At 35.1% G+C, this 19,971-nt stretch carries 20 protein-coding genes and 1 other RNA gene; 14 read left to right on the top strand and 7 right to left on the bottom strand.

Annotated elements, in window-relative coordinates; translation table 11 throughout:
* Positions 1 to 10: 10 nt before the first annotated feature.
* A complete protein-coding gene (locus ACZ2V4_RS01865; RefSeq protein ID WP_490514455.1) occupies positions 11 to 2,359 on the bottom strand; it encodes a transglycosylase domain-containing protein in 2,349 nt (782 codons plus the stop codon).
* A gap of 21 nt (positions 2,360 to 2,380) precedes the next feature.
* Positions 2,381 to 2,986 carry a Holliday junction resolvase RecU gene (gene recU, locus ACZ2V4_RS01860; RefSeq protein WP_283722133.1) on the bottom strand — a complete coding sequence of 202 codons (606 nt, stop codon included), beginning with the start codon at positions 2,984 to 2,986 and terminating at the stop codon, positions 2,381 to 2,383.
* Positions 2,987 to 3,063: 77 nt separating this feature from the next.
* Between recU and ACZ2V4_RS01855 the strand changes: the two genes are divergently transcribed.
* From ACZ2V4_RS01855 to ACZ2V4_RS01830, 6 genes are all read left to right on the top strand, one after another.
* Positions 3,064 to 3,399 carry a DUF1798 family protein gene (locus ACZ2V4_RS01855; RefSeq protein ID WP_099483547.1) on the top strand — a complete coding sequence of 112 codons (336 nt, stop codon included), beginning with the start codon at positions 3,064 to 3,066 and terminating at the stop codon, positions 3,397 to 3,399.
* Positions 3,396 to 3,947 carry an SLOG family protein gene (locus ACZ2V4_RS01850; protein ID WP_101152410.1) on the top strand — a complete coding sequence of 184 codons (552 nt, stop codon included), beginning with the start codon at positions 3,396 to 3,398 and terminating at the stop codon, positions 3,945 to 3,947. Before ACZ2V4_RS01855 ends, ACZ2V4_RS01850 begins: the two co-directional genes overlap by 4 nt.
* A gap of 10 nt (positions 3,948 to 3,957) precedes the next feature.
* Complete coding sequence (gene gpsB / locus ACZ2V4_RS01845; protein WP_219491731.1) at positions 3,958 to 4,272, top strand: cell division regulator GpsB; 315 nt, start codon at positions 3,958 to 3,960, stop codon at positions 4,270 to 4,272.
* Between the two features lie 49 nt (positions 4,273 to 4,321).
* Positions 4,322 to 4,689, top strand: an RNA gene (gene rnpB, locus ACZ2V4_RS01840) — RNase P RNA component class B.
* 127 nt (positions 4,690 to 4,816) lie between these two features.
* Positions 4,817 to 5,935: a THUMP domain-containing class I SAM-dependent RNA methyltransferase gene (locus ACZ2V4_RS01835; RefSeq protein ID WP_219491728.1), complete on the top strand. Its 1,119-nt coding sequence runs from the start codon at positions 4,817 to 4,819 to the stop codon at positions 5,933 to 5,935.
* A 113-nt stretch (positions 5,936 to 6,048) separates the two neighbouring features.
* Entirely contained in the window at positions 6,049 to 7,059 is a 1,011-nt protein-coding gene (locus tag ACZ2V4_RS01830) for an MsnO8 family LLM class oxidoreductase (protein WP_458620019.1), read from the top strand.
* Between the two features lie 46 nt (positions 7,060 to 7,105).
* On the opposite strand, the gene ACZ2V4_RS01825 is transcribed toward ACZ2V4_RS01830, so the two are convergent.
* The 3 genes from ACZ2V4_RS01825 to ACZ2V4_RS01815 all read right to left on the bottom strand — a co-directional run bounded on the left by ACZ2V4_RS01825 (position 7,106) and on the right by ACZ2V4_RS01815 (position 9,489).
* Positions 7,106 to 8,761, bottom strand: a complete 1,656-nt coding sequence (locus tag ACZ2V4_RS01825; protein WP_101140911.1) for a b(o/a)3-type cytochrome-c oxidase subunit 1 — start codon at positions 8,759 to 8,761, stop codon at positions 7,106 to 7,108.
* Positions 8,762 to 8,832: 71 nt separating this feature from the next.
* Positions 8,833 to 9,309: a cupredoxin domain-containing protein gene (locus tag ACZ2V4_RS01820; protein ID WP_198479482.1), complete on the bottom strand. Its 477-nt coding sequence runs from the start codon at positions 9,307 to 9,309 to the stop codon at positions 8,833 to 8,835.
* A gap of 12 nt (positions 9,310 to 9,321) precedes the next feature.
* The gene (locus tag ACZ2V4_RS01815; RefSeq protein ID WP_232618435.1) at positions 9,322 to 9,489 is read right to left on the bottom strand and encodes a cytochrome c oxidase subunit 2A; all 168 of its coding nucleotides are present in this window, start codon (positions 9,487 to 9,489) and stop codon (positions 9,322 to 9,324) included.
* A 131-nt stretch (positions 9,490 to 9,620) separates the two neighbouring features.
* Between ACZ2V4_RS01815 and ACZ2V4_RS01810 the strand changes: the two genes are divergently transcribed.
* The 4 genes from ACZ2V4_RS01810 (at position 9,621) to ACZ2V4_RS01795 (ending at position 16,204) form a co-directional block, all read left to right on the top strand.
* Positions 9,621 to 13,016 (top strand): dynamin family protein, encoded by a 3,396-nt coding sequence (locus ACZ2V4_RS01810; protein WP_490514454.1) that lies wholly within the window; start codon positions 9,621 to 9,623, stop codon positions 13,014 to 13,016.
* 528 nt (positions 13,017 to 13,544) lie between these two features.
* On the top strand, positions 13,545 to 14,417 hold the full coding sequence (locus ACZ2V4_RS01805) for a 5'-3' exonuclease (protein WP_490514453.1): 873 nt from the start codon (positions 13,545 to 13,547) through the stop codon (positions 14,415 to 14,417).
* A gap of 63 nt (positions 14,418 to 14,480) precedes the next feature.
* On the top strand, positions 14,481 to 15,437 hold the full coding sequence (locus tag ACZ2V4_RS01800) for a Fic family protein (protein ID WP_490514452.1): 957 nt from the start codon (positions 14,481 to 14,483) through the stop codon (positions 15,435 to 15,437).
* Complete coding sequence (locus ACZ2V4_RS01795; protein WP_219491718.1) at positions 15,434 to 16,204, top strand: HAD-IIB family hydrolase; 771 nt, start codon at positions 15,434 to 15,436, stop codon at positions 16,202 to 16,204. Before ACZ2V4_RS01800 ends, ACZ2V4_RS01795 begins: the two co-directional genes overlap by 4 nt.
* Position 16,205: 1 nt before the next feature.
* On the opposite strand, the gene ACZ2V4_RS01790 is transcribed toward ACZ2V4_RS01795, so the two are convergent.
* Together ACZ2V4_RS01790 and ACZ2V4_RS01785 are read right to left on the bottom strand one after the other, a co-directional pair.
* On the bottom strand, positions 16,206 to 16,595 hold the full coding sequence (locus ACZ2V4_RS01790) for a ribonuclease HI family protein (protein WP_490514451.1): 390 nt from the start codon (positions 16,593 to 16,595) through the stop codon (positions 16,206 to 16,208).
* Positions 16,595 to 17,275: a queuosine precursor transporter gene (locus ACZ2V4_RS01785; RefSeq protein WP_219491712.1), complete on the bottom strand. Its 681-nt coding sequence runs from the start codon at positions 17,273 to 17,275 to the stop codon at positions 16,595 to 16,597. Before ACZ2V4_RS01785 ends, ACZ2V4_RS01790 begins: the two co-directional genes overlap by 1 nt.
* 126 nt (positions 17,276 to 17,401) lie before the next feature.
* On the opposite strand from ACZ2V4_RS01785, the gene ACZ2V4_RS01780 reads away from it, so the two are divergent.
* Genes ACZ2V4_RS01780 through ACZ2V4_RS01765 form a run of 4 tightly spaced genes read left to right on the top strand, consistent with a single transcriptional unit; the run spans position 17,402 to position 19,927 of the window.
* A complete protein-coding gene (locus ACZ2V4_RS01780) occupies positions 17,402 to 17,584 on the top strand; it encodes a zinc-finger domain-containing protein (RefSeq protein WP_413474579.1) in 183 nt (60 codons plus the stop codon).
* Between the two features lie 9 nt (positions 17,585 to 17,593).
* Positions 17,594 to 18,718, top strand: coding sequence for a virulence factor (locus tag ACZ2V4_RS01775; protein WP_419894934.1), 1,125 nt, complete (start codon positions 17,594 to 17,596; stop codon positions 18,716 to 18,718).
* Entirely contained in the window at positions 18,715 to 19,149 is a 435-nt protein-coding gene (locus tag ACZ2V4_RS01770) for a BrxA/BrxB family bacilliredoxin (protein ID WP_283722143.1), read from the top strand. The genes ACZ2V4_RS01775 and ACZ2V4_RS01770 overlap by 4 nt, the downstream gene beginning before the upstream one ends.
* Complete coding sequence (locus ACZ2V4_RS01765; RefSeq protein ID WP_458620013.1) at positions 19,097 to 19,927, top strand: hypothetical protein; 831 nt, start codon at positions 19,097 to 19,099, stop codon at positions 19,925 to 19,927. Before ACZ2V4_RS01770 ends, ACZ2V4_RS01765 begins: the two co-directional genes overlap by 53 nt.
* Positions 19,928 to 19,971: the final 44 nt, after the last annotated feature.

Below are 19,971 nucleotides of genomic sequence, written 5' to 3'. Positions count from 1 at the left end.
TCGTTTTTAATTACGGTTCACTTGTAGCAGGCTGTGTTGCACGTTCAGTTGTTGCCGGTTGCGTTGCCGGTTCGGTTGTTGCTCGCTCAGTCGTAGCGGGTTGTGTAGTCGGACGTTCAGTTGCTGCTTCTTGTGTAGTCGGACGTTCAGTTGTCGGGCGTTCAGTCGTAGCACGTTCAGTCGTAGCACGTTCAGTCGTCGGACGTTCAGTCGTCGTACTTTCTACTGTACGAGCTTCAGTTGTGTTGGGTTCACGTGTCGTATTATAGTTCGTGTCATTTTGATAAGTATTTGTAGAAGCTGCCCGAGAATTATCCCGAACAGCATCATTTGTATTATTTGGTTTTACATTACTTGTATATCCATTATCTGATTGTCCTTTAACCTGTAGAAAGCCACCATATTTCTCCACAGAAGAAGGCATTTCAAAATCTTGACCATCAATTGGACTGATTTCACTCATGACTTGTCTGAAAAGTTCTTTTGGGAGCGATTGTTCTTCAGGACCTACAAAAGAATTCTCACCATATTGTGCCATTTGTGTGAAGCCCATCCACACAGACATCGTATATTGTGGTGAATACCCTACAATCCAAACATCTTTTGCTGCACTATCAGGTAAATTATATTTTTTGTAAGTTTCATCGCCATAAGTTCCTGTTCCTGTCTTCGCAGCAAGATTTAAACCAGGGATCTGACTACCGTAAGCAGTACCATATGGTTCAAATGTCCCTTTTAACATATCAGTAATCATATATGCTGTATAATCTTCCATTGCTTTTCTAGAATTAAAATCAAATTTTATAGTTTCATTATCTTGTGTTTCAATCTTTCGAATCGCATGAGATTCATTATATGTTCCGCCATTACCGAACGCAGCATATGCACTGGCCATCTGTAAAGGAGTAAACTCCGAAGATGATCCCCCTAGTGCCTCTGAAGGACCGAGATCGTTAGATGGATAATTTAATCCTAAGTTCTTTGCAAATTTATAAGAGGCGTCATTTCCTGCCTCAGACTGTACCGCCTGGAATATCTTTAATGCGGGTATATTTAAACTTCGTCTTATTGCATCTCTCATTGTAACATTACCATGATTCTGAGAGTCATAGTTCTTAAATTTAATGCCGTGAATATCATATTCAGCTTCATCCTGAATTCTGTGTCCTGTTGACCATTGTTCGTTCTCGATTATAGGTCCATAGCTTAAAAACGGTTTAATTGTTGAACCAACTGGATGTACATCTGTAGCTAAATTTCTATCGACAACATCTGTATAGTTTCTTCCGCCACTAATTGCAATCAGGGCACCTGTTTTCGTATCAACGATAGAAGAAGCAGCCTGATGATATTTATTCTTGTAGATGTTCATGTTATCAGTGTTATTCTGAAGTGATAATTGCACATTATTATCCATGGTAGTATAGATAGATAAACCACTTGTTAATATATCTTGTAAATCTTTACTCTCAAATTCTTTATTCTTCTTAATTTCTTGTTTTATCACGTTAATATAAGATGCATAATCCGGATCATTTTCTTCAAGGTTCTGTCTTTGTGCGGCTGTACGCTGCACTAAAGTTTGCGAAAGGTCTGTATTTTGTGCATCTTCCATTTCAGCCTTTGTTATTCTTCCATGACGGTTCATCAAATATAGAACAGTATCCTTACGCTTTTCAGCAGCCTCTGGATTATCATATATATTATAGGTGTTAGGAATCTGAGGCAGACCGGCAAGATATGCTGATTCAGCGAGTGAAAGCTGATTTAAATCTTTATTAAAATAATATTTTGCAGCTGTTTTTACGCCGTAGATACCATCAGAATAATAAATTTTATTAAGGTACATTTCAAATATTTCATCTTTACTGTATTCTTGTTCTAATCTGTAGGAAAGATACGCTTCCTGAGCTTTTCTTTCGATAGATTTTTTGTCTGTCAGAAAGGATCGTTTAACAACTTGCTGTGTTAAAGTAGACGCACCCTGTGACCCGAAACCTCCGGAGACGTTTTTAAATATTGCACCAGATAACCTTTTGAAATCGATAGCACCATGCTCATAAAAACGATTGTCTTCAGTTGCGAGTACAGCATTCTTTACTTGGTCAGGAATGTCTTTAAACTTGACCTGTTCTCGTTTTTGTCCCATTTGTAGAACGGTGACTAAGTTATCATCCTTGTCGTAAATTTTTGTAGGAAGCTGATCACGAAGCGATGCTTCATTAAACTTTGGTGCTTTGTATGCATAATATAGGAAAAGAAGCATCCCACAAATAAAAAGTGCAGCAAATAAAAGAAATATGCCGCCTGCAATTTGTAGAATTAACTTTTTTATATTACGTTTCTTCTTTCTAGCCATTAAAATTTCCTCACTCTCGATTTATTCATTAAAATATATGTGATCTATAACTTTTAAATAGTCGATTCTAGGCTGATATTTTTTTTCCACATGATAACCGTATTTTTTTATGTCATTCATAGGGATGGATTTCTTCTTCTCATTCTTATACAGGTCCCAATACTTTAAAAATGGTTCGATTGGAAGTAAGAAAACTTCTTCATGAAATGAAAAATAAAATAATATAAAACATATAGCGCCATGTTTTGAAACCTGCTGCATATGCTCTACTTGATGTTCATGTATATTATTTAACGGAAAACTAGTTTTATTTTGCGTTGCTTTTGCTTCAAAGTCAATATATTTACCTCTATAAATACCATTGTAATCAGTTGTAGAGGCTTTTCTGAAATATGCTTCTTTTATTACGGCCCGAGAACGTTTTGGATAATCTACATCAACAATCTGTATCGGCGTTGGTTTCTTATGGATAACTGCGATATCCTGCTTCAAATAATATTGATTGGCATGGTCGATTGCTTCTTCAAAACGCATTCCTCTTTTTCCATATTCTATTTTACTATGATTATTTGCTGTTGTAACTAGTGCTTTAGACGTATTTCGCTTGCCATTTGGGTAATTGACCATATAGATTCATCCTATTTGTGAAGATAATAAATATAATATACAATGAGTGTATCATAAAACTGATGAGGAGCCATTAAATGTTACAACAATGTATTGAAAGTTTAATGAATGATATCATTAGAATAGAGCATTATTTTAAAGCTTCTAAAGATGGGCAGCAATTTAATTTTGTTATGGATGTTCAACCTTTTACAGAAAAAGTTGATAAGCATCTTTCTATGCTTGAAAATTATAAAGTACAAGTCATCAGTCTACCTTTAATGAATGAAAAGAAATATCAGCTAATGGTTGCCCATATTAAAGAATTATCTGTAAGTTGTTTCTTTAGTAAGACGAGTAAGAAAGTTTTTATTGATCAGTTTAAGGCTGTAAAACATGAACTCCATTATTTGAATCGAATGATAAATACATGAAATCTATCTATATAACGGGTTATAAACCATACGAACTCAATATATTTAATAACAAGCAGCCTGAAGTGCGTTACATTAAATTATTTCTTCAGCAGAAACTTAAAGAATATATCGAAGATGGATTGGAATGGGTCATCATAGAAGGTCAGCTCGGTGTTGAACTGTGGGCAGCTGAAGTTGTTATTCGTCTAAAGAAAATGTATGATGTTAAATTGAGTATCATCACACCGTTTCTGGAGCATCATAGCAAATGGAATGAAGAGAACCAGCTTTATTACAATCAGATTTGTGCGCGTGCTGATTTTATAACCTCTGCACACAACGATGTCTATAGAGGTGGATTTCAATTTAGGAATACAGATCAGTTTGTGCTTGATAACACTGAAGGTACAATTCTTTTCTATGATGATGAACATGAGGCTAGCCCAAAATTTTTCAAGCAGACACTGATTGATTTTGCGGCAGAAAATCAATATAATATTGATGTTGTGACGTTGGAGGATTTATCAGATTTTGTAAATGAATATATGAGAGCAAAAGAATATTAGGAGTGAGCATATGGCGGATATTACATTGAAATTATCAGCAAAGGATATATACGAAAAAGAATTTGAACGTACCGCGTTCAGAGGATTTAAGCCAGAAGACGTGGACAGTTTTCTGGATGATGTCATTGAAGATTATCAGAAGATGGCAGATATGAATCAGCAGCTTCTAAAATTAAATGATGAGAATGTTAAATTAAAACGTGAAATTGAAGACTTAAGAATGAGACTTGCTACTGGTAGAAGCGAGAACACTGTATCTACTACAAATAATTTTGATCTATTAAAGAGAATATCTAATCTAGAGAAAGCAGTCTTTGGTAAATAGTATGGTGAAATCAATAGAGTCATGCTATAATAAATAGAATTATTAAAGATATCTCGGATAATCGCTATATTTATTTATAGAGGAAAGTCCATGCTCACACATGCCTGAGATGGCTGTAGTGATCGTGCCTGGTGAAACAATAAGCCAGGGCATTAATTTGACGGCAACGAACGAACCTAAGTCTATGATATGGTTTTAGTAGTTTGAAAGTGCCACAGTGACGTAGCTTCTTTAGAAATAAAGAAGGTGGAACGCGGTAAACCCCTCGAGTGAGCAATCCAAATTTGGTAGGAGCACTTTTCTAGCGGAAATGAACGTATAGAAGAGGTATGAAAGTACAGACAGATGATTATCACCGGCGTACGAGAGTAACTAGGCTCGCTAGCAGTACTATGGGACAGAACATGGCTTATAGAGATATCTTTCTAGTTTAAGCTCTCCAATATGGAGGGCTTTTTTTATTGAATACATCAATGGTAAAATGAAGTGAATCAAATTTACAATAAAAACACAATAAAAATATTATGTAAACAAGGAGTAGATTATGTATCAATTATTAGCAACAACCCCTATGGGAATGGAAGCTGTCGCAGCGAAAGAGGTTCAGGCATTAGGATATGAAACAATGACTGAAAATGGTAGAGTACTATATCAAGGTGATGCACGTGCAATTGTAAAATCTAACCTTTGGCTCAGAAGTGCGGATAGAGTGAAGTTAGTAGTAGGACGTTTTTATGCCACGACATTTGAACAGCTTTTCGATAAGACGAAGGATATTCCGTGGGAAAATTTCATTTCTGAAAATGGACAGTTTCCTGTGCAGGGCCGTAGTCTTAAATCCAAGCTATTTAGCGTGCCTGATTGTCAGGCGATTGTAAAAAAAGCGATTGTCGAGCGTTTGAAAAAAGCACATAACAAGCAAGGGTGGCTTTCAGAAAGTGGTGCTTTATACAAAGTAGAGGTCGCAATTTTAAAGGATGAAGTATTGCTGACAATCGATACATCAGGAGCAGGTCTGCATAAACGCGGATATCGTCTTGCTCAAGGTGAAGCACCGATGAAAGAAACTTTGGCGGCCGCACTTGTATTATTATCTAACTGGAAAGGGGAAACACCATTTATCGATCCATTCTGTGGTTCAGGTACCATTGCGATAGAAGCTGCAATGATCGCTCAAAATATCGCACCTGGATTCAATCGTGACTTCGTAAGTGAGGACTGGGATATCATTCCTGAAGGTATGTATGACGAAGAGCGAGTTAAAGCAGAAGAAGTTGCTGAATATGATAAAGAAATATCGATTACAGCAAGTGATATAGATCCGAATATGGTTGAAATTGCCCGTAATAATGCGATTGAAGTAGGGTTTGGAGATATTATTGAATTCAAGCAGATGAATGTCCATGACCTTACTCTAAATGGTGAGAAAGGTGCAATAGTAGGTAATCCACCTTATGGAGAGCGTATCGGTGAAAGAGCAGAGGTAGAAGCGATGTACAGTTATCTAGGGGAACTGATCGAAAAGAATCCTAAATGGTCGTTGTATATATTAACTAGTTTGAAGACATTTGAAGTATTAGTAGGTAAGAAGGCGACAAAACGCCGCAAGCTGTTCAATGGATATATTGAATGTACCTATTATCAATATTGGGGCGAGAGATAAAAGGATTTGAAAGCAATACGTAAAAATGTTCAAGTTACCCATACAAAGTATAAATTTATGTTTTGTGTGGGTTTATATTTATGATAAATATATTGAATAGCAGGTGAAATTATATGAAATTAAGTATATTAGATCAAGTACCGATGTCACGAGGCGAAACGCCGATGGATGCATTGATGCAAACGATAGAACTTGTTCAATTTGCTGAAGAAATAAAATATGATCGCTATTTTGTTGCTGAACATCATAATACGACTGGTTTAATCAGTCATGCACCAGAAATTCTTATGACGAGATTATTATCGATAACGTCTTCAATTAATATAGGTTCTGCAGGCATCCTTCTGCCACAATATAGTCCTTATAAGGTAGCTGAAAATGCAAATTTATTAGAAGCAATGTTTCCTGGTCGAGTGACGATTGGCCTAGGGAACTCTCCTGGCGGGAGTGAAATCACGAGACAAGCTTTAACAGATGGTGCCCAAAGTAAGGTGAGAGATTATGATAGAATGCTAGAAGAATTTTTAGGTTTTTTGCGTAACACTTTGCCTTTAGAACACCATTATCGAAGTGTTAAAGCAGGACCAAGAATAGAAACACATCCTGAGGTATTTACGTTAGGGCTGACTGATAATGGTGCTAAAAGGGCAGCAAAATTAGGTATTGGTTTTGTGTTCGGGAATTTTATCAGTGATAAATATCAAGAAAGTGCAATTAAAATTTATCAGCGAGAATTTGTTCCTAATGCATTTATGCAGCGCTCCTATACAATATTTTGTTCCTTTATCATCGTTGTGAAAGATGATGCAGAAAAAGAGATGCAAAGACGTATTTTGGACCATTGGCTATTAAATGTCTCTAAAGGAAGAGATACAGTCATTCCTTCTATTGAGCAGGTTAATAAAATGCACTATAGTGATCAGGACAAACGTATCATTGACAAGAACAGAGGACGATATTATATCGGTAGAAAAGATGAAGTTAAGAATGAGATTAATAGATTGTATCAAACATATCAATTTGATGAATTGATGGTAATTAACAATACTTTTGACTTTGCATTAAAAATAGAGAGTTTCAGATCTATTAAAGAAATTATAGATGAGATCAATAGTGAAGAATAATTAAATTAAAAATAAAAACCATCAAGCGTATGCTTGATGGTTTTTATTACCAGAGTTTGCCTTCACCCATACCAGCTGCACCCGGTGGTGGATCCATAAACATTTGACCAATAGGTACTGTGTAAGCAACTAAAATTAATGCAATCGTTACAACAAGCAAGAACTTCCAGTTTTCAACGAATTTATAAACTGGTGCATGTTCATCCATTGCCTCTGACACAGGGAATGCTTCGTATCCTTTTGGTGCAAAGAATGCAAGCTGTATAAATACGATAACAACTAAGATAATGGATACGAAAAGAATTGTTCCACCAATCGCCTGAATTACTTGATATGGAATCCATTCTGCTGCTATTTTAGAGCCGCCATATTCAGAATATGTTGAACGACGTGGTGCACCGAATAATCCGATGTAGTGCATTGCACCAGACATAATTGACATACCGATTGCCCATAGCACACCTTGTGCGATAGCGAGTTTATTCATTGCTTTTGTCATAACACGGCCAGTAGCATGTGGTATTAACCAGTACATTGTTCCAAAGAACGTTAAAATGACTGCTGTTGCAACTGTTAAATGGAAGTGACCTGTAATCCAGATTGTATTATGTACTACCTGGTCCATTTGAGCAGAAGCATTAACTAATCCACCGGCACCACCAGGAATGAATGCGGCCATTCCGATAAACGGCAACACGAAACGTGCATCGTTCCATGGTAATGTTTTAATCCATCCAAATAAGCCTTTAGCACCTTTATTTCGTCCATATGCTTCAAATGTAGCAAAGAGACTGAATGCAGTCATTAAAGAAGGAATAACGACCATAAATGTTAATACGACCTGTACATATTTCCATGTAACGTCAATTCCTGGTTCAGTTAACTGGTGGTGAATACCAACAGGAATTGAGAAGAACAAGAATAACATAAAGCTCATACGCGCAAGATTATCACTGAATGCTTTAGCACCTATAATCTTTGGTACTACTGCATACCATGACATATAGGCTGGCAGTAACCAGAAATATACTAATGCATGACCGAAGTACCAGAATAACGTACGACTAAGTGAAACATCGATGCGCTCAACTAATCCTAGAGACCATGGAATCATCTGGAATAATACTGTAGAAGCAACACCTATTGAACATACAATCCACATGACATTGTTAATTACTACCATGTAAGATAAAAGAGGTGATTTTTGGCCTTTATGTTCTTTTTTCCATTGTGCGTAACGCATAATTTGTCCAGCTGCAGAAATCCATGAACCAACAATAACTAATGCCATACCTACATAGAAGATAACATGCGCTTTAAGTGGAGCATAGAAAGTATATAACACAGTTGCTTTATTAAGTAGAACCATTGTTGCTGCCATTGCAGTACCGATTAGCATTACCCAAAAACCGATCCACACAAGCTTACGTTGTAATGGACTAAGCTTTCCGCAAGTACGAATGACTGCAGCAGTCTGGAATCCCATGATAAAGAATGTAGTCAAAACTAATGCGAGAATGATCCCATGTACCGTAAGAATCTGATAATATCCAATACCAGCGGGTAACTCTAAAGTTCCAGAGCGGACTAAAGTCTGAACTAATCCTGCCAATCCACCGATGATTAAACAAACTATCGCAACATACATATGAGCCATAATCAACTTACCATCTGGTTTGGACATTTCAACTCGATTTTCCATTTCTTCTCTATGATGATTTCTGAACGAAGCACGTTCATCAAAAGTCCCACTATCCAATTTATATTCGCTCATTATTGATCAACCACCTTAATGTTTGATTTCATATCTGCGTGACCTGTGCCACAGTATTCATTACAAAGTAACAGATATTCACCTTTTTTATCAAAAGTTTTTATAAATTTAGAAATGTGACCTGGTTCAATCATCATATTGACATTTGTCTGTGCAATTTCAAAGCCATGTACAACATCTCTACTTGTTGCTATAATTTTTACTTTTGATCCTTTTGGAATTTCAACTTTACCTGGGTTGTAGTTAAATGCTGAAACAACAAACACAAGTTCGTAATCCCAGTCTTTTCCTTCAACTTTATGTAATCCTGGGTTACTAAATACTTCATCTTTATCAATAAGCTCCGGCGCAATAAATTCACGGCCGCTTGCGATAGGCTCATGACCATTATGTAATGCAGAAACAAAAATAATCCCTAAAAATAAAATTAATGAGCCCATACCTAGACCAAGCCAGATTTTTTCAAACTTATGCAATGTATTCCCCTCCTAAATTCGTTCTATAAATAGTACAAAAATTGCAAACCAAGTGATAACAAATATTGCTCCTAAAGCAAGTACAGCAGCCATTGTTCCACGCAAATCTAAATCATGATGAACGTCTTCATTGACTTGAATTGGATCTTTAGTTTGATTCAAATTTTTATCATCATTCACATTGAACATCCTTTCTTAATAGCTTTTCTTTCTTTATAATAATAGAGTAACTGGTTTATTAATGTGATAAATATCACACTTTTGGATATTTCGTTATATTTTTCACAAATAAAGAGGTAATGAGGTAGAACATGGATAATAAAGAGCAGATCAAACGATTATATCAACTGAAAAAAGAAGTGGAAAAGTCAGACAACACTTTATTATTGAATCAAATCAATGAAGTGATAAAAAAAGTTTATTCAGATTATATTGTATTAAGTTTTATAGGTCATTTTTCTTCAGGGAAATCATCTTTGATTAACAAGATATGTGATGAGGATATTTTACCTAGCTCTCCGATTCCGACAACGAGTAATACCGCTCAAATTATTAGAGATAACATAGATCTAATAAGAATAAATATGGACAACCAGACATACAGTGACGTCGAAAGCTATGCCACTGTTAAAAAGGTGAATACATTGAATACAGATATAGAATCGGTAGAGATTCATAAACAAAACCTTGCATTCCCAGAAGGTACAGTAATTCAGGATACACCAGGTATTGATGCAACGTTCAAAAATCACGAGCAGAGCACAATGAAATATCTACTCATCAGTGACATCGTTTTTTATACGGTGGAATATAATCATGTGAACGCAGAAAAGAACTTCAGCCAGATTAAGATGATGAATGAACTGGGAGTTCCAGTTGTTCTCTTGATTAATCAGATTGATAAACATGATGAAAATGAAATACTCTTTACGGCATTCAAAGAAAAAGTAGAACAAAATATTAAGATGTGGAACTTAAACGTTGAAGCTATTTATTATACTTCAATCTACGCTTCTGAACATAATCAGTTTGATCAATTAAAGGAACAACTCAATCAGCAAGTAAATGAGTTAACTGCAGATAGAGATTTCTACAATAGAATCATCGATTATATTGAACGCGCACAGATAAACTATCTAAATCAAAGAAAAGATAGGCTATTAGAACAGCTCGAGGTAGATGAAGCAGACATATCTCATGCCCTAGATGAGCTTCATATACAGCAGAGTCTGAACAGTGAGCAGCAACTATTGATACAGGATAATCGTACGGAACAATTATTAAAAGAAGTACGGAACATTGTTAAGAATGCTTATTTAATCCCTTTTGAACTGAGGGAAAAGATAGGTGCGATGCTTGAGACCTTTGCTACAAACTATAAAGTAGGTGGATTCTTCAATAAACAGGCAAAGCTTGAGAGTATTCAAAACGAAAAAATAGATAGTGTCATCGAAATGCTTAATGATCTACTGGATAAACAGATTAATTTCCAACTAAAAAATTATTATGAACAGTATATGAAATATAGTGAACAACCAGCGTTACTTGATGATATTTACTATCATATTACAAAAGAGGATGTTAAAGCGCTGAGCAAACCACAGCCGGAAGTTACAAAAGAATATATTCTAATCTATTCTGAACAATTAAAGACATTCATAGAGAAAAAGATTGTGCAGCAACAAAAAGTCTGGCTTGAAAAGTTCATAAAAAGTATAAATATGTCTAAATTAAATACTACAAATCATACTTCAGATAAAAGCATCCTATTTGATGATTATCTAAATAATGAAAAGTTAATGGAGTCAGTCACTACTAAAAATTATATGCATTACTATATTCATCTGGAAGAATCTATCGATAAATTAATAGATAGAAGGTATGTAACATTGTCTATTAATGAAACTGATGAAGTGGTGAACAAGCAGAGCATTATTAATGATAGAAAAGGTAGACAAGATTCACTGAATATTGAAGTCTATGAAACCTTTAAAACGGTTGACTATTTTAAATCAGATATGCGTAAGCTAGAAGCACAGCTTGATAGAATTCACAATGATGAAACTAAAATAGTTGTATTCGGAGCATTTAGTGCGGGTAAAAGTGCCCTCATCAATGCGTTGTTACAGGAAAGAATCTTAATTTCTTCTCCGAATCCTACAACAGCAAGTATTACCGAACTGTATTATGGTCAACAGCATTTTGTAACATTTAAGACAGAAGATATGCTGCTTAACAAGCTTAATGGGATATCATGTTCAGTAAGTGAAAATATGAATACCATTGAGTCATGGATAGAAAAAAATAAAAACAAGATAAATGATTTTTCTGATGAAGATAAAAGCTTCGCATCTGGTGTGATCAAACAATATCATCACTATAAAGCATACTTATCAAATGGACAGACGATTGAAATAGATAAAAATGAGATTGATAAATATACGGCACAAGATGAGCACGCAGCGTTCGTCAATCGTATAAAAATAGGTCTAGAAAATGATTTCCTTAAAAACAAGGTTATTATAGATTCACCTGGAACAGGAAGTACGAATAGCAGACATACGATGGAAACGACAGAGATTATTGCGGATAGCGATTTACTCATATATGTTTCATATTATAATCACGTGTTCACAGAGAAGGACAAAGCATTTCTATCTTACTTAAATGAAATTGAAGTAATGAATGAAGCGAGTGAAAATTTCTTTGTTATCAATGCAGTGGACTTAAGAAAAAATGACGAAGAACTAGTTGCAGTAGAGGATTATTTAAGAACTGAACTCGACCAGCTGAACATTGAAGATAGGATTTATTCAGTTTCTAGTAAACAAGCATTAGGTGGTTATGATGAACGTTTTAACGTGTTTGCTGAAGCAATTGAACATTTCGTAGATTCTACGAGTAAAATTCAAAAGATACATCAGTTTAATAGCAATGCATCGCGTATCGTTCGAAGTGCGCAATTTATGAGAGATGATTATAAAGCGTATATTGCAAAGCAAAATAGAAGAAATTTACAGTATGATGTGTGGCAGAAAGAGCCGCCATTAGAATGGAATATAGTTAGTAGAGTATTAAGTGATATAAAACAACTACTGCATGAACAGGTAAGTTACTTACGTGATAAGATGAAGATCCAGCTTTATGATGTTATCAAGTCAGAAGTAAATACTTCTCAAAAATTGAATATGATCGAAAAAAGTTTTAAAGCATCTGTAGAAAGTAAACTACTTAATGAATTTCAGTTCATTGTACCGAGAATCAATAAAGCTGCGATCCAGAGTTATAGAGACGAAACTTCTCTCACGAAGGCAGCCCTTATAGAATATGAGATTGCAGAAGATATAGTATTTGACTCATTTATTTTGAAATTAAATCAAATGAAGCTGAATCCCATTGTCAATGAAATAGAACAACTCGTATTTCCAGTAGTAAAGGAAAAGCAGCTTAAGAATATGAATTCAAGAAATGAGCTATTTGAAAATATACATGAGCAATCTATGACGGTAATCAATCAAGTACTCCTTAAATATGAAAGCTATATAATAACTGAAATCGAAAATGGTATCGGAGCATTAGAAACACATATTGATGAGAAGAATAAAAATATATCTGAAGAAATTATCGAAAAGCGTGCTACTTCAATTGATGATAGTGTCATTTCTGAAATTAAATCAGCATTAAAGCAATTAGAGATGAATTCATGAAAATATGGATAATGATACACAGAAGCTTGAACAGTTTAATCAGAAGCACATACAAAATAGTATTTTTACCTATCCTATATTTATGTCATCTCGTCGGAAGAGATTGCTATATTATTGATGGAAGTTATGAAGATTTAGATGCTTTTCACAATATTTTGTATCAGAAAATATTTTTCATCCGTCAATAGATGATATATGACGGATGAAAAATTAATATTGACGATAAAAATTTGAATTATAACAAATCAATATTTTTAGATATAGAACCCTTGTTGAAAAATGATGAAGAACGTATACTTGTAGATGCGAGATCTTAGGAGAGGTTTATAGGATTGCTTGAACCAATCGATGTGGTTGGTGGTCACATTCCTGAAGCAATCAATATTCCGTATAATTATTGATTTGAAGGCGGATATATAAATGACCGTGCTGCATTAAGATCTGTGGATAGAGACGTGGTATTATATGCAGATAGCTTTTCTGAATGGATATCGTTTTATCCTGATAAAATTGAGACTGGAGATTAATATGAAAAATGTACTGATTATAGATGGGATGGCATTGTTATTTCGACACTTCTTTGCAACAAGTCTTCATGGAAACTATATGAGAAATCATGAGGGTATACCTACGAATGGTGTGCAAGGGTTTATAAAGCATGCAATTAGCGCGATCGAAGACACGCATGCAGCACACGTCATTGTATGCTGGGATATGGGTGCCAAAACTTTCAGAAATGACATCGATAGTAATTACAAGGCGCATCGTCCTGCACCACAAGAGGAGATGATTCCACAGTTTGAAATGGCGCAGCGCATTTCAGAAGAACTAGGATTTGTTAATATAGGGGTTCATCAATTTGAAGCAGACGACGTTATTGGTACGTTAGCGAAATATCTTGATAAGGAATACCATATCACTGTAATAAGCGGCGACCGAGATCTACTGCAGGTATTAGATGAAAATATTGAAATTTGGCTTATAAAAAAAGGTTTCAGTATATATAGCAAGTACGATTTGAATCGATTTGAAGAAGAATATCACCTTAAACCAAAGCAACTTATCGATGTTAAAGCATTTATGGGTGATACAGCGGATGGTTATCCCGGCGTTAAAGGTATAGGAGAAAAAACGGCGGTAAAATTGATCCAGTCTTATCGAGATGTGAGCGGCGTTCTAGCTTCATTAGAAGAATTGCCAAAAGGACAGCAAAACAAAATCATGACATCGATCGATGCTTTGAAAATTTCGAGAAGTTTAGCTGAAATTCATACAGAGGTACCTATCAACCTTGAGGATATAAAAAAACGTATGTCGTATGCTTCTGATTATGAGTTTATAAGAAGTGTCTGTGATAAGCATGAGTTAAAATCTGTAAGTAGATTTCTGATTGGAAAATAATTTTTAGATTGATATCATTTCCTCAGTCAATTATAATTAATTGACTGAGGAAAGGGTGGGATTATGAGTTATATATTCGATACTAAACAACTGAAAATATTGGATCTTGCAACACAGATATATGAGTATAAAGGCATGCAGTGTCTTATCGGCGAGAGACATCACACTGCTTTGCAAAAATTACAAAGAATTACAATGATTAATGCTCTTAAATATACAATGCAATTAGATAGCTTCTATTTTGCAAATACCAAACTGATTCAGATGGTGGACTATAAAAGTAGTATTAAAAATAATGATGATATGATTTTAATGGGTTATCGAGATGCGTTAGTATACATATTTAATGATTATGAGTTTATTGATTTATTACCTATAGAAATTGAACGTATTTATCTTGAAATGTCATTGGGTAATAATGCAATGATTGAAAAGATAAAACAGCAAAATACATCTATGTTGCACACTTCAACTCAAGCATATTATGAACAGATAAGTGATCATTATAATGCGCTTGAACGAGTTCTCACCTTTATATACTCTTTTAATAAAGAACATATATTTGAGGAAGATAATCGTAAATTAACCCATCTACTCTTAACATTGCTGCTGCTTAAAAGCGGATTTATTGTTGTGAAGTACCATAATATAGAGCAATACATAGCCGAAAGAGCAGATGAGTATCTTGAAGTGATGCAGCCAGATAGTCCGTTTGTTGACTTTTACTGTTTTTATCTCGAGATTATCCATCAATGTTATGAGCAGTTTTTTAATCAGTTCGAACTGATTAATATGAACAAATACGATCCTTATTATAGAGTGCTGGAAGTAATTAATCAGTCATTTACACCTTTATCTAGAACGGATATTGAACTTAAGCTGGCTGATATCAGCAGAAAAACAATAGAGCGCGCCTTAGTGAGCCTTCAAAAAGATGATGAGATAAAGAAGGTTGGTATAGGAAAATCAACAAAATATACTTTGAATACGATGTTTCACGTGAAAGGAAAATCTAAATGAAGTTAGTTGCGGTAGATATGGATGGTACTTTTTTAAATGATAATAATGAATATGACGAGGTAAGGTTTAAACATATTTATGATAAAATGCTGCACAATAATATTCGTTTCGTTGTAGCCAGCAGTAATCACTCTTCGTATTTAAAATATTTTTTTGCTGAGTACAATGACATTATTTATATTGGTGCCAATGGCGCATCGCTTGAGTTAGATGATATAAAGAGATATAAGTTGATTGCGCAACGTGATGTTTGTACAGCGATAACACGTCTTATCGATACAAATTATGAGTTTGTAGTATCAACGATAAACAATGCCTTTATTCACCAGACAGCTTCAGAAAGTTACCGAATGATGATACAGCCCTATTATCCAGATATCAAAGTGTTTACTGTTAGTGATGATATTGATGAATCTGTATTGAAAATTACAGTCACGGCTGCCGCTGATGAACTTTCAGATATAATTGAGTTGCTTCCTGCAAGTTTAGATTGTGTCTATAGCGGAGCGCACTGTATAGATATTACAGCCTATGCAGATAAAGCGCATATGCTTAAAATAGTGATGGAACAATTAAGTGTAAGTAAGGATGATCTTGTTGTCTTTGGTGATGGAGAAAATGATATAGAAATGTTCAAACTGTCAAGTCACAGTTATGCAATGATAAATGCACCTCATAAGGTGAAATCTTACGCGAGTGCTATCGCGCCTTCTAATAATGAGAGTGGTGTACTTTATATATTAGAACAGAACATTAAACAGATATAGCTCAGCTATATCTGTTTAATGTTCTTCTTGCGAGTGTATCTGCATGCTTATTCTCTGCTCTAGGTATCCAGTCTAAAATGATAAGTTCAAACTGAGATTCAAGCACTAGATATTCCTTGAGATAATTTTTATAGGCTTCTTTTCTCACAAACTTTTTCTGTACAGAATCAGCGACAATTTTGGAGTCTGTTTTTATAAGTAATGACGTGTAGTTATTTTGTAGACTCAATTTGAGAGCGATAATCAGGCTCTGCCATTCCGCATGATGATTATCAATATCTCCTAGATACTCACCGTACTCTACAATGTCAGAATTATGTCTGAAAATAATACCACAAGCACTTTGTAAAGGATCTTGTCTCGTTGCTGCGTCTATATAAACTTGGGTCATCATGCTTCCTCTTTATGGAACGATTTCGCCCAGTATCCGAACGGGACATTGAAAATAGTAGACAAAAGTTTAAATAGATATGTGGTCATAAAGATTTCAAAAAGAACATTTCCTGGCATGAGGCCTGTAAAGGCAATCAATGTGAATAGTGCGGTGTCGATAATTGAGCTGAATACTGTACTGCCATAAGCTCTTACAATGAATGTACGATCAGAAGAAAAACGTTTTTTAATCAAATTGAAAAGATAGACATCCACGTACTGCCCGATAATATAAGCAACAATTGAACCGAGTACGATTCTTGGTACAACCCCGAATAATGTCTTAAGACTTTGCTGTGCAATATCGTTTGCAGCTGGATGGAATTGTAAAGATATCGTCATTAAAACGGTCATTATTATTGCGGATGAAAAACCTAACCATACAGCTTTCTTAGCAACTTGTCTGCCGTAACGATCATTCAAAATGTCTGTTGCCAGGTAAATTGATGCAAATAATACATTTCCTAGCGTTGCAGTGATTCCGAAAAGTTCTACTGATTTAGTGACTTGAATATTTGCGATGACTGTGCCCACTGCAACCCATACAAAAAGTCCTTCTTTGCCAAAGAACCTATACATAATAACGAGCATCACAAATGTCATGATAAATGCAGCGATAGCCCATAGTTCATTTGTCATAATAAACCTCCTTTTAAAGTTAACTTAAGTATTATAGTGGTATAAATGTATTAATGCAACATGTGTTAAGCAAAGCATCATGCTTAAATATATAAATTTGTTATAATATCGTATGAGGTGGATTTATTGAATAGTGATCAGCAAATTACGTTACGTACTATTGATAAGCTCAATGACCATTATTGTAGTCATTGTCTCTTAAAAGAATATCATCGTAAAGAACATAATAAGACGTTCGCACATAATTACTGTATAAAGAAATGTACGGTTGGAATAGAAATCAAAAGACTAGGAAACGTATTGCAATAGGAGGATAAAATGGAAATAAAAAAGATAGAACCTACACCAAGTCCAAACACATTAAAAATTACGCTCGATTTTAACAAAGAAGATATGAAGAGTACAACTTACCAAAGTATTGAAGCATCTAATCCTGCATTTATCAATGAATTACTGAATATTAAAAATGTAAAAGCAGTATTTCATGCATTAGATTTTATTTCAGTGGATAAAAATCCGAGCAGCGACTGGGATATACTGCTACCAGAAATAAAACAGGTATTTGCAAGTGGATCGATAGCGGATGTTAATCATCAGCCAGTTAGTGATTCGGGTGAAAAGCAGGTAGAAGTACTGGAATTCAAAAATATCCCATATCAGATTAAGATAACTTATCTGGATAGTGAAGTACGTAAACAACTTGATTTACGCTTTATTGACGCAATGCTCGACAGTCAGAATGATGATGATAATGTTATATTATTAAGACGCTGGGTCGATTATGGAATAAGGTATGGTACAGATGAAGAGATTGTTAATACTGTAAAAGAAGAGATTGATGCACTATATCCTGCTGAAAGGTTACAGGAACTTGTTGAAGCGGGTAAAGCAAATAGATACGAAGATCATTCTAAACAGCTGGAACGTGTTTCAATAGAGACTTATTTAAGTACAGATGACTGGAAGGAACGCTATCGTATGCTGGATCATTACCCGACACCTGATATCAGCGATATTCCGTTCCTGAAAGTGGTATTAAGTGATGATAAACCTCAGCTAAGAAGACTTGCTGTAATGTTCCTTGGCATGATAGAATCACGTGATGTCCTTCCATTGCTGGATGAGGCAATGAAGGATAGAAATATTGCGGTACGAAGAACTGCAGGAGACACAATTAGTGATCTAGGATATAAAGCAAGTCTTGATACGATGCACCAGGCATTAAATGATAAAGCACCAATCGTCAGATGGCGTGCCGCTATGTTTATCTATGATGAAGGTGACGAAACTAGTCTTCCATATTTAGAAGCTCATTTAGAAGACGAAGCATTTGATGTAAAGTTACAAGTGCAGATGGCTTACGAACGTATCAAGAATGGTGAAAGCGCAGCCGGATCAGTATGGAAACAAATAGCTAACAGAAATAAAGGAGAATCATTATGAATGCATACGAACAATATATGAAACAATTATCAGAGGGTATGAGAAGTGAGTTAACAAACAATGGTTTTAAATCATTAGAAAGTAGTGAAGCGGTCGATAAACATTTTAGTGAAGCAGGGGATGCTACTACGTTTGTTGTCATTAATTCTGTATGTGGCTGTGCAGCAGGCCTTGCAAGACCTGCTGCTGTTACGGTTGCGACACAAAATCCAGTTAAACCAGACCATATTGTTACGGTCTTTGCTGGACAGGATAAATTGGCGACTGAAACAATGAGAGGTTATATCGGGCAAGCGCCTTCAAGTCCATCTATGGCATTATTCAAAGGAAGTACGCTCGTAGGCTTTATACCGAGAGAACATATTGAAGGACGACCGGTTGAAGAATTATGTATGGATATTAAAGAGCAGTTTGATGAACACTGCGTATAAGCTGAGGATAACAACGTGTGTTAATCCGGATGAATGTGTTCTTGATTACGTCAGTATGATTGTAAAGGATCTGGAAAATTATTATTCTGATACGAAGGTTATCATTAGAGGGAAAAAGACAGTAAAGTCTTTCTTCATTGAAAGTGATATACCACTTCTAATCATCCAGAAAAACGGTATCTATCTTTATACTCAAATTGATAACAAAATCAGTTACCAGGAAAGTACGATGAATATTAAATATAAACAGTACGTAAAAACAGGCATACTTCCACCACTTGTTGCTGCGGTTACTGATAATGCTGATGCCCCTCTTCTTATCGCAGACTGTACGATGGGGTTAGGTAACGACCTGATGCTGATGGCCAGAACATTACAGCGCGCAAACTTTTATGCCTATGAACAAAATTTTTATATACATTTTGCGATAAAATGGAGCATGAATTACTATTGTAATGTTATCAACCCAGAACTGAGAGAAGCTTTTAATTCGATTAATTTTGTCTTTGGCTCCATTGAACAGGATGATACACTATTTGATGTGATATATGTGGACTGTCTTTATCAGAATACTGTTGATACTTCTAATATTAGTGCGTTAGTCAATTTTTTGACTGGGGATAAGCAGGATGCAAGATCGTTACTGGATAATGTTGTTCAAAGGGACGCCAAATTAGTCTTACGTGCAGAATATAATTCACCATTAATTTCGCAGTACCCATTTGAAATGAATATCAGAAGAAATACGATTACACATTATGGCATATTAAAAAAATAAGGATTCAGGAATTGTCCTGGATCCTTATTTTTTATGCACTGAAT

The sequence above is a fragment of the Macrococcus sp. CoH-51_TC_04 genome (assembly GCF_058188655.1).
The sequence above is the reverse complement of the archived record's forward strand: the minus strand, read 5'-3'. Positions and strand labels throughout refer to the sequence as shown.

Coding starts and splice junctions, on each gene's coding strand:
- ACZ2V4_RS01850 (WP_101152410.1), top strand. CDS start 3,396: ATGAAATCTATCTATATAACGGGTTATAAACCATACGAACTCAATATA.
- ACZ2V4_RS01825 (WP_101140911.1), bottom strand. CDS start 8,761: ATGGAAAATCGAGTTGAAATGTCCAAACCAGATGGTAAGTTGATTATG.
- ACZ2V4_RS01810 (WP_490514454.1), top strand. CDS start 9,621: ATGGATAATAAAGAGCAGATCAAACGATTATATCAACTGAAAAAAGAA.
- ACZ2V4_RS01855 (WP_099483547.1), top strand. CDS start 3,064: ATGTTACAACAATGTATTGAAAGTTTAATGAATGATATCATTAGAATA.
- gpsB (WP_219491731.1), top strand. CDS start 3,958: ATGGCGGATATTACATTGAAATTATCAGCAAAGGATATATACGAAAAA.
- ACZ2V4_RS01775 (WP_419894934.1), top strand. CDS start 17,594: ATGGAAATAAAAAAGATAGAACCTACACCAAGTCCAAACACATTAAAA.
- ACZ2V4_RS01770 (WP_283722143.1), top strand. CDS start 18,715: ATGAATGCATACGAACAATATATGAAACAATTATCAGAGGGTATGAGA.
- ACZ2V4_RS01805 (WP_490514453.1), top strand. CDS start 13,545: ATGAAAAATGTACTGATTATAGATGGGATGGCATTGTTATTTCGACAC.
- ACZ2V4_RS01790 (WP_490514451.1), bottom strand. CDS start 16,595: ATGACCCAAGTTTATATAGACGCAGCAACGAGACAAGATCCTTTACAA.
- ACZ2V4_RS01785 (WP_219491712.1), bottom strand. CDS start 17,275: ATGACAAATGAACTATGGGCTATCGCTGCATTTATCATGACATTTGTG.
- ACZ2V4_RS01795 (WP_219491718.1), top strand. CDS start 15,434: ATGAAGTTAGTTGCGGTAGATATGGATGGTACTTTTTTAAATGATAAT.
- recU (WP_283722133.1), bottom strand. CDS start 2,986: ATGGTCAATTACCCAAATGGCAAGCGAAATACGTCTAAAGCACTAGTT.
- ACZ2V4_RS01865 (WP_490514455.1), bottom strand. CDS start 2,359: ATGGCTAGAAAGAAGAAACGTAATATAAAAAAGTTAATTCTACAAATT.
- ACZ2V4_RS01830 (WP_458620019.1), top strand. CDS start 6,049: ATGAAATTAAGTATATTAGATCAAGTACCGATGTCACGAGGCGAAACG.
- ACZ2V4_RS01835 (WP_219491728.1), top strand. CDS start 4,817: ATGTATCAATTATTAGCAACAACCCCTATGGGAATGGAAGCTGTCGCA.
- ACZ2V4_RS01800 (WP_490514452.1), top strand. CDS start 14,481: ATGAGTTATATATTCGATACTAAACAACTGAAAATATTGGATCTTGCA.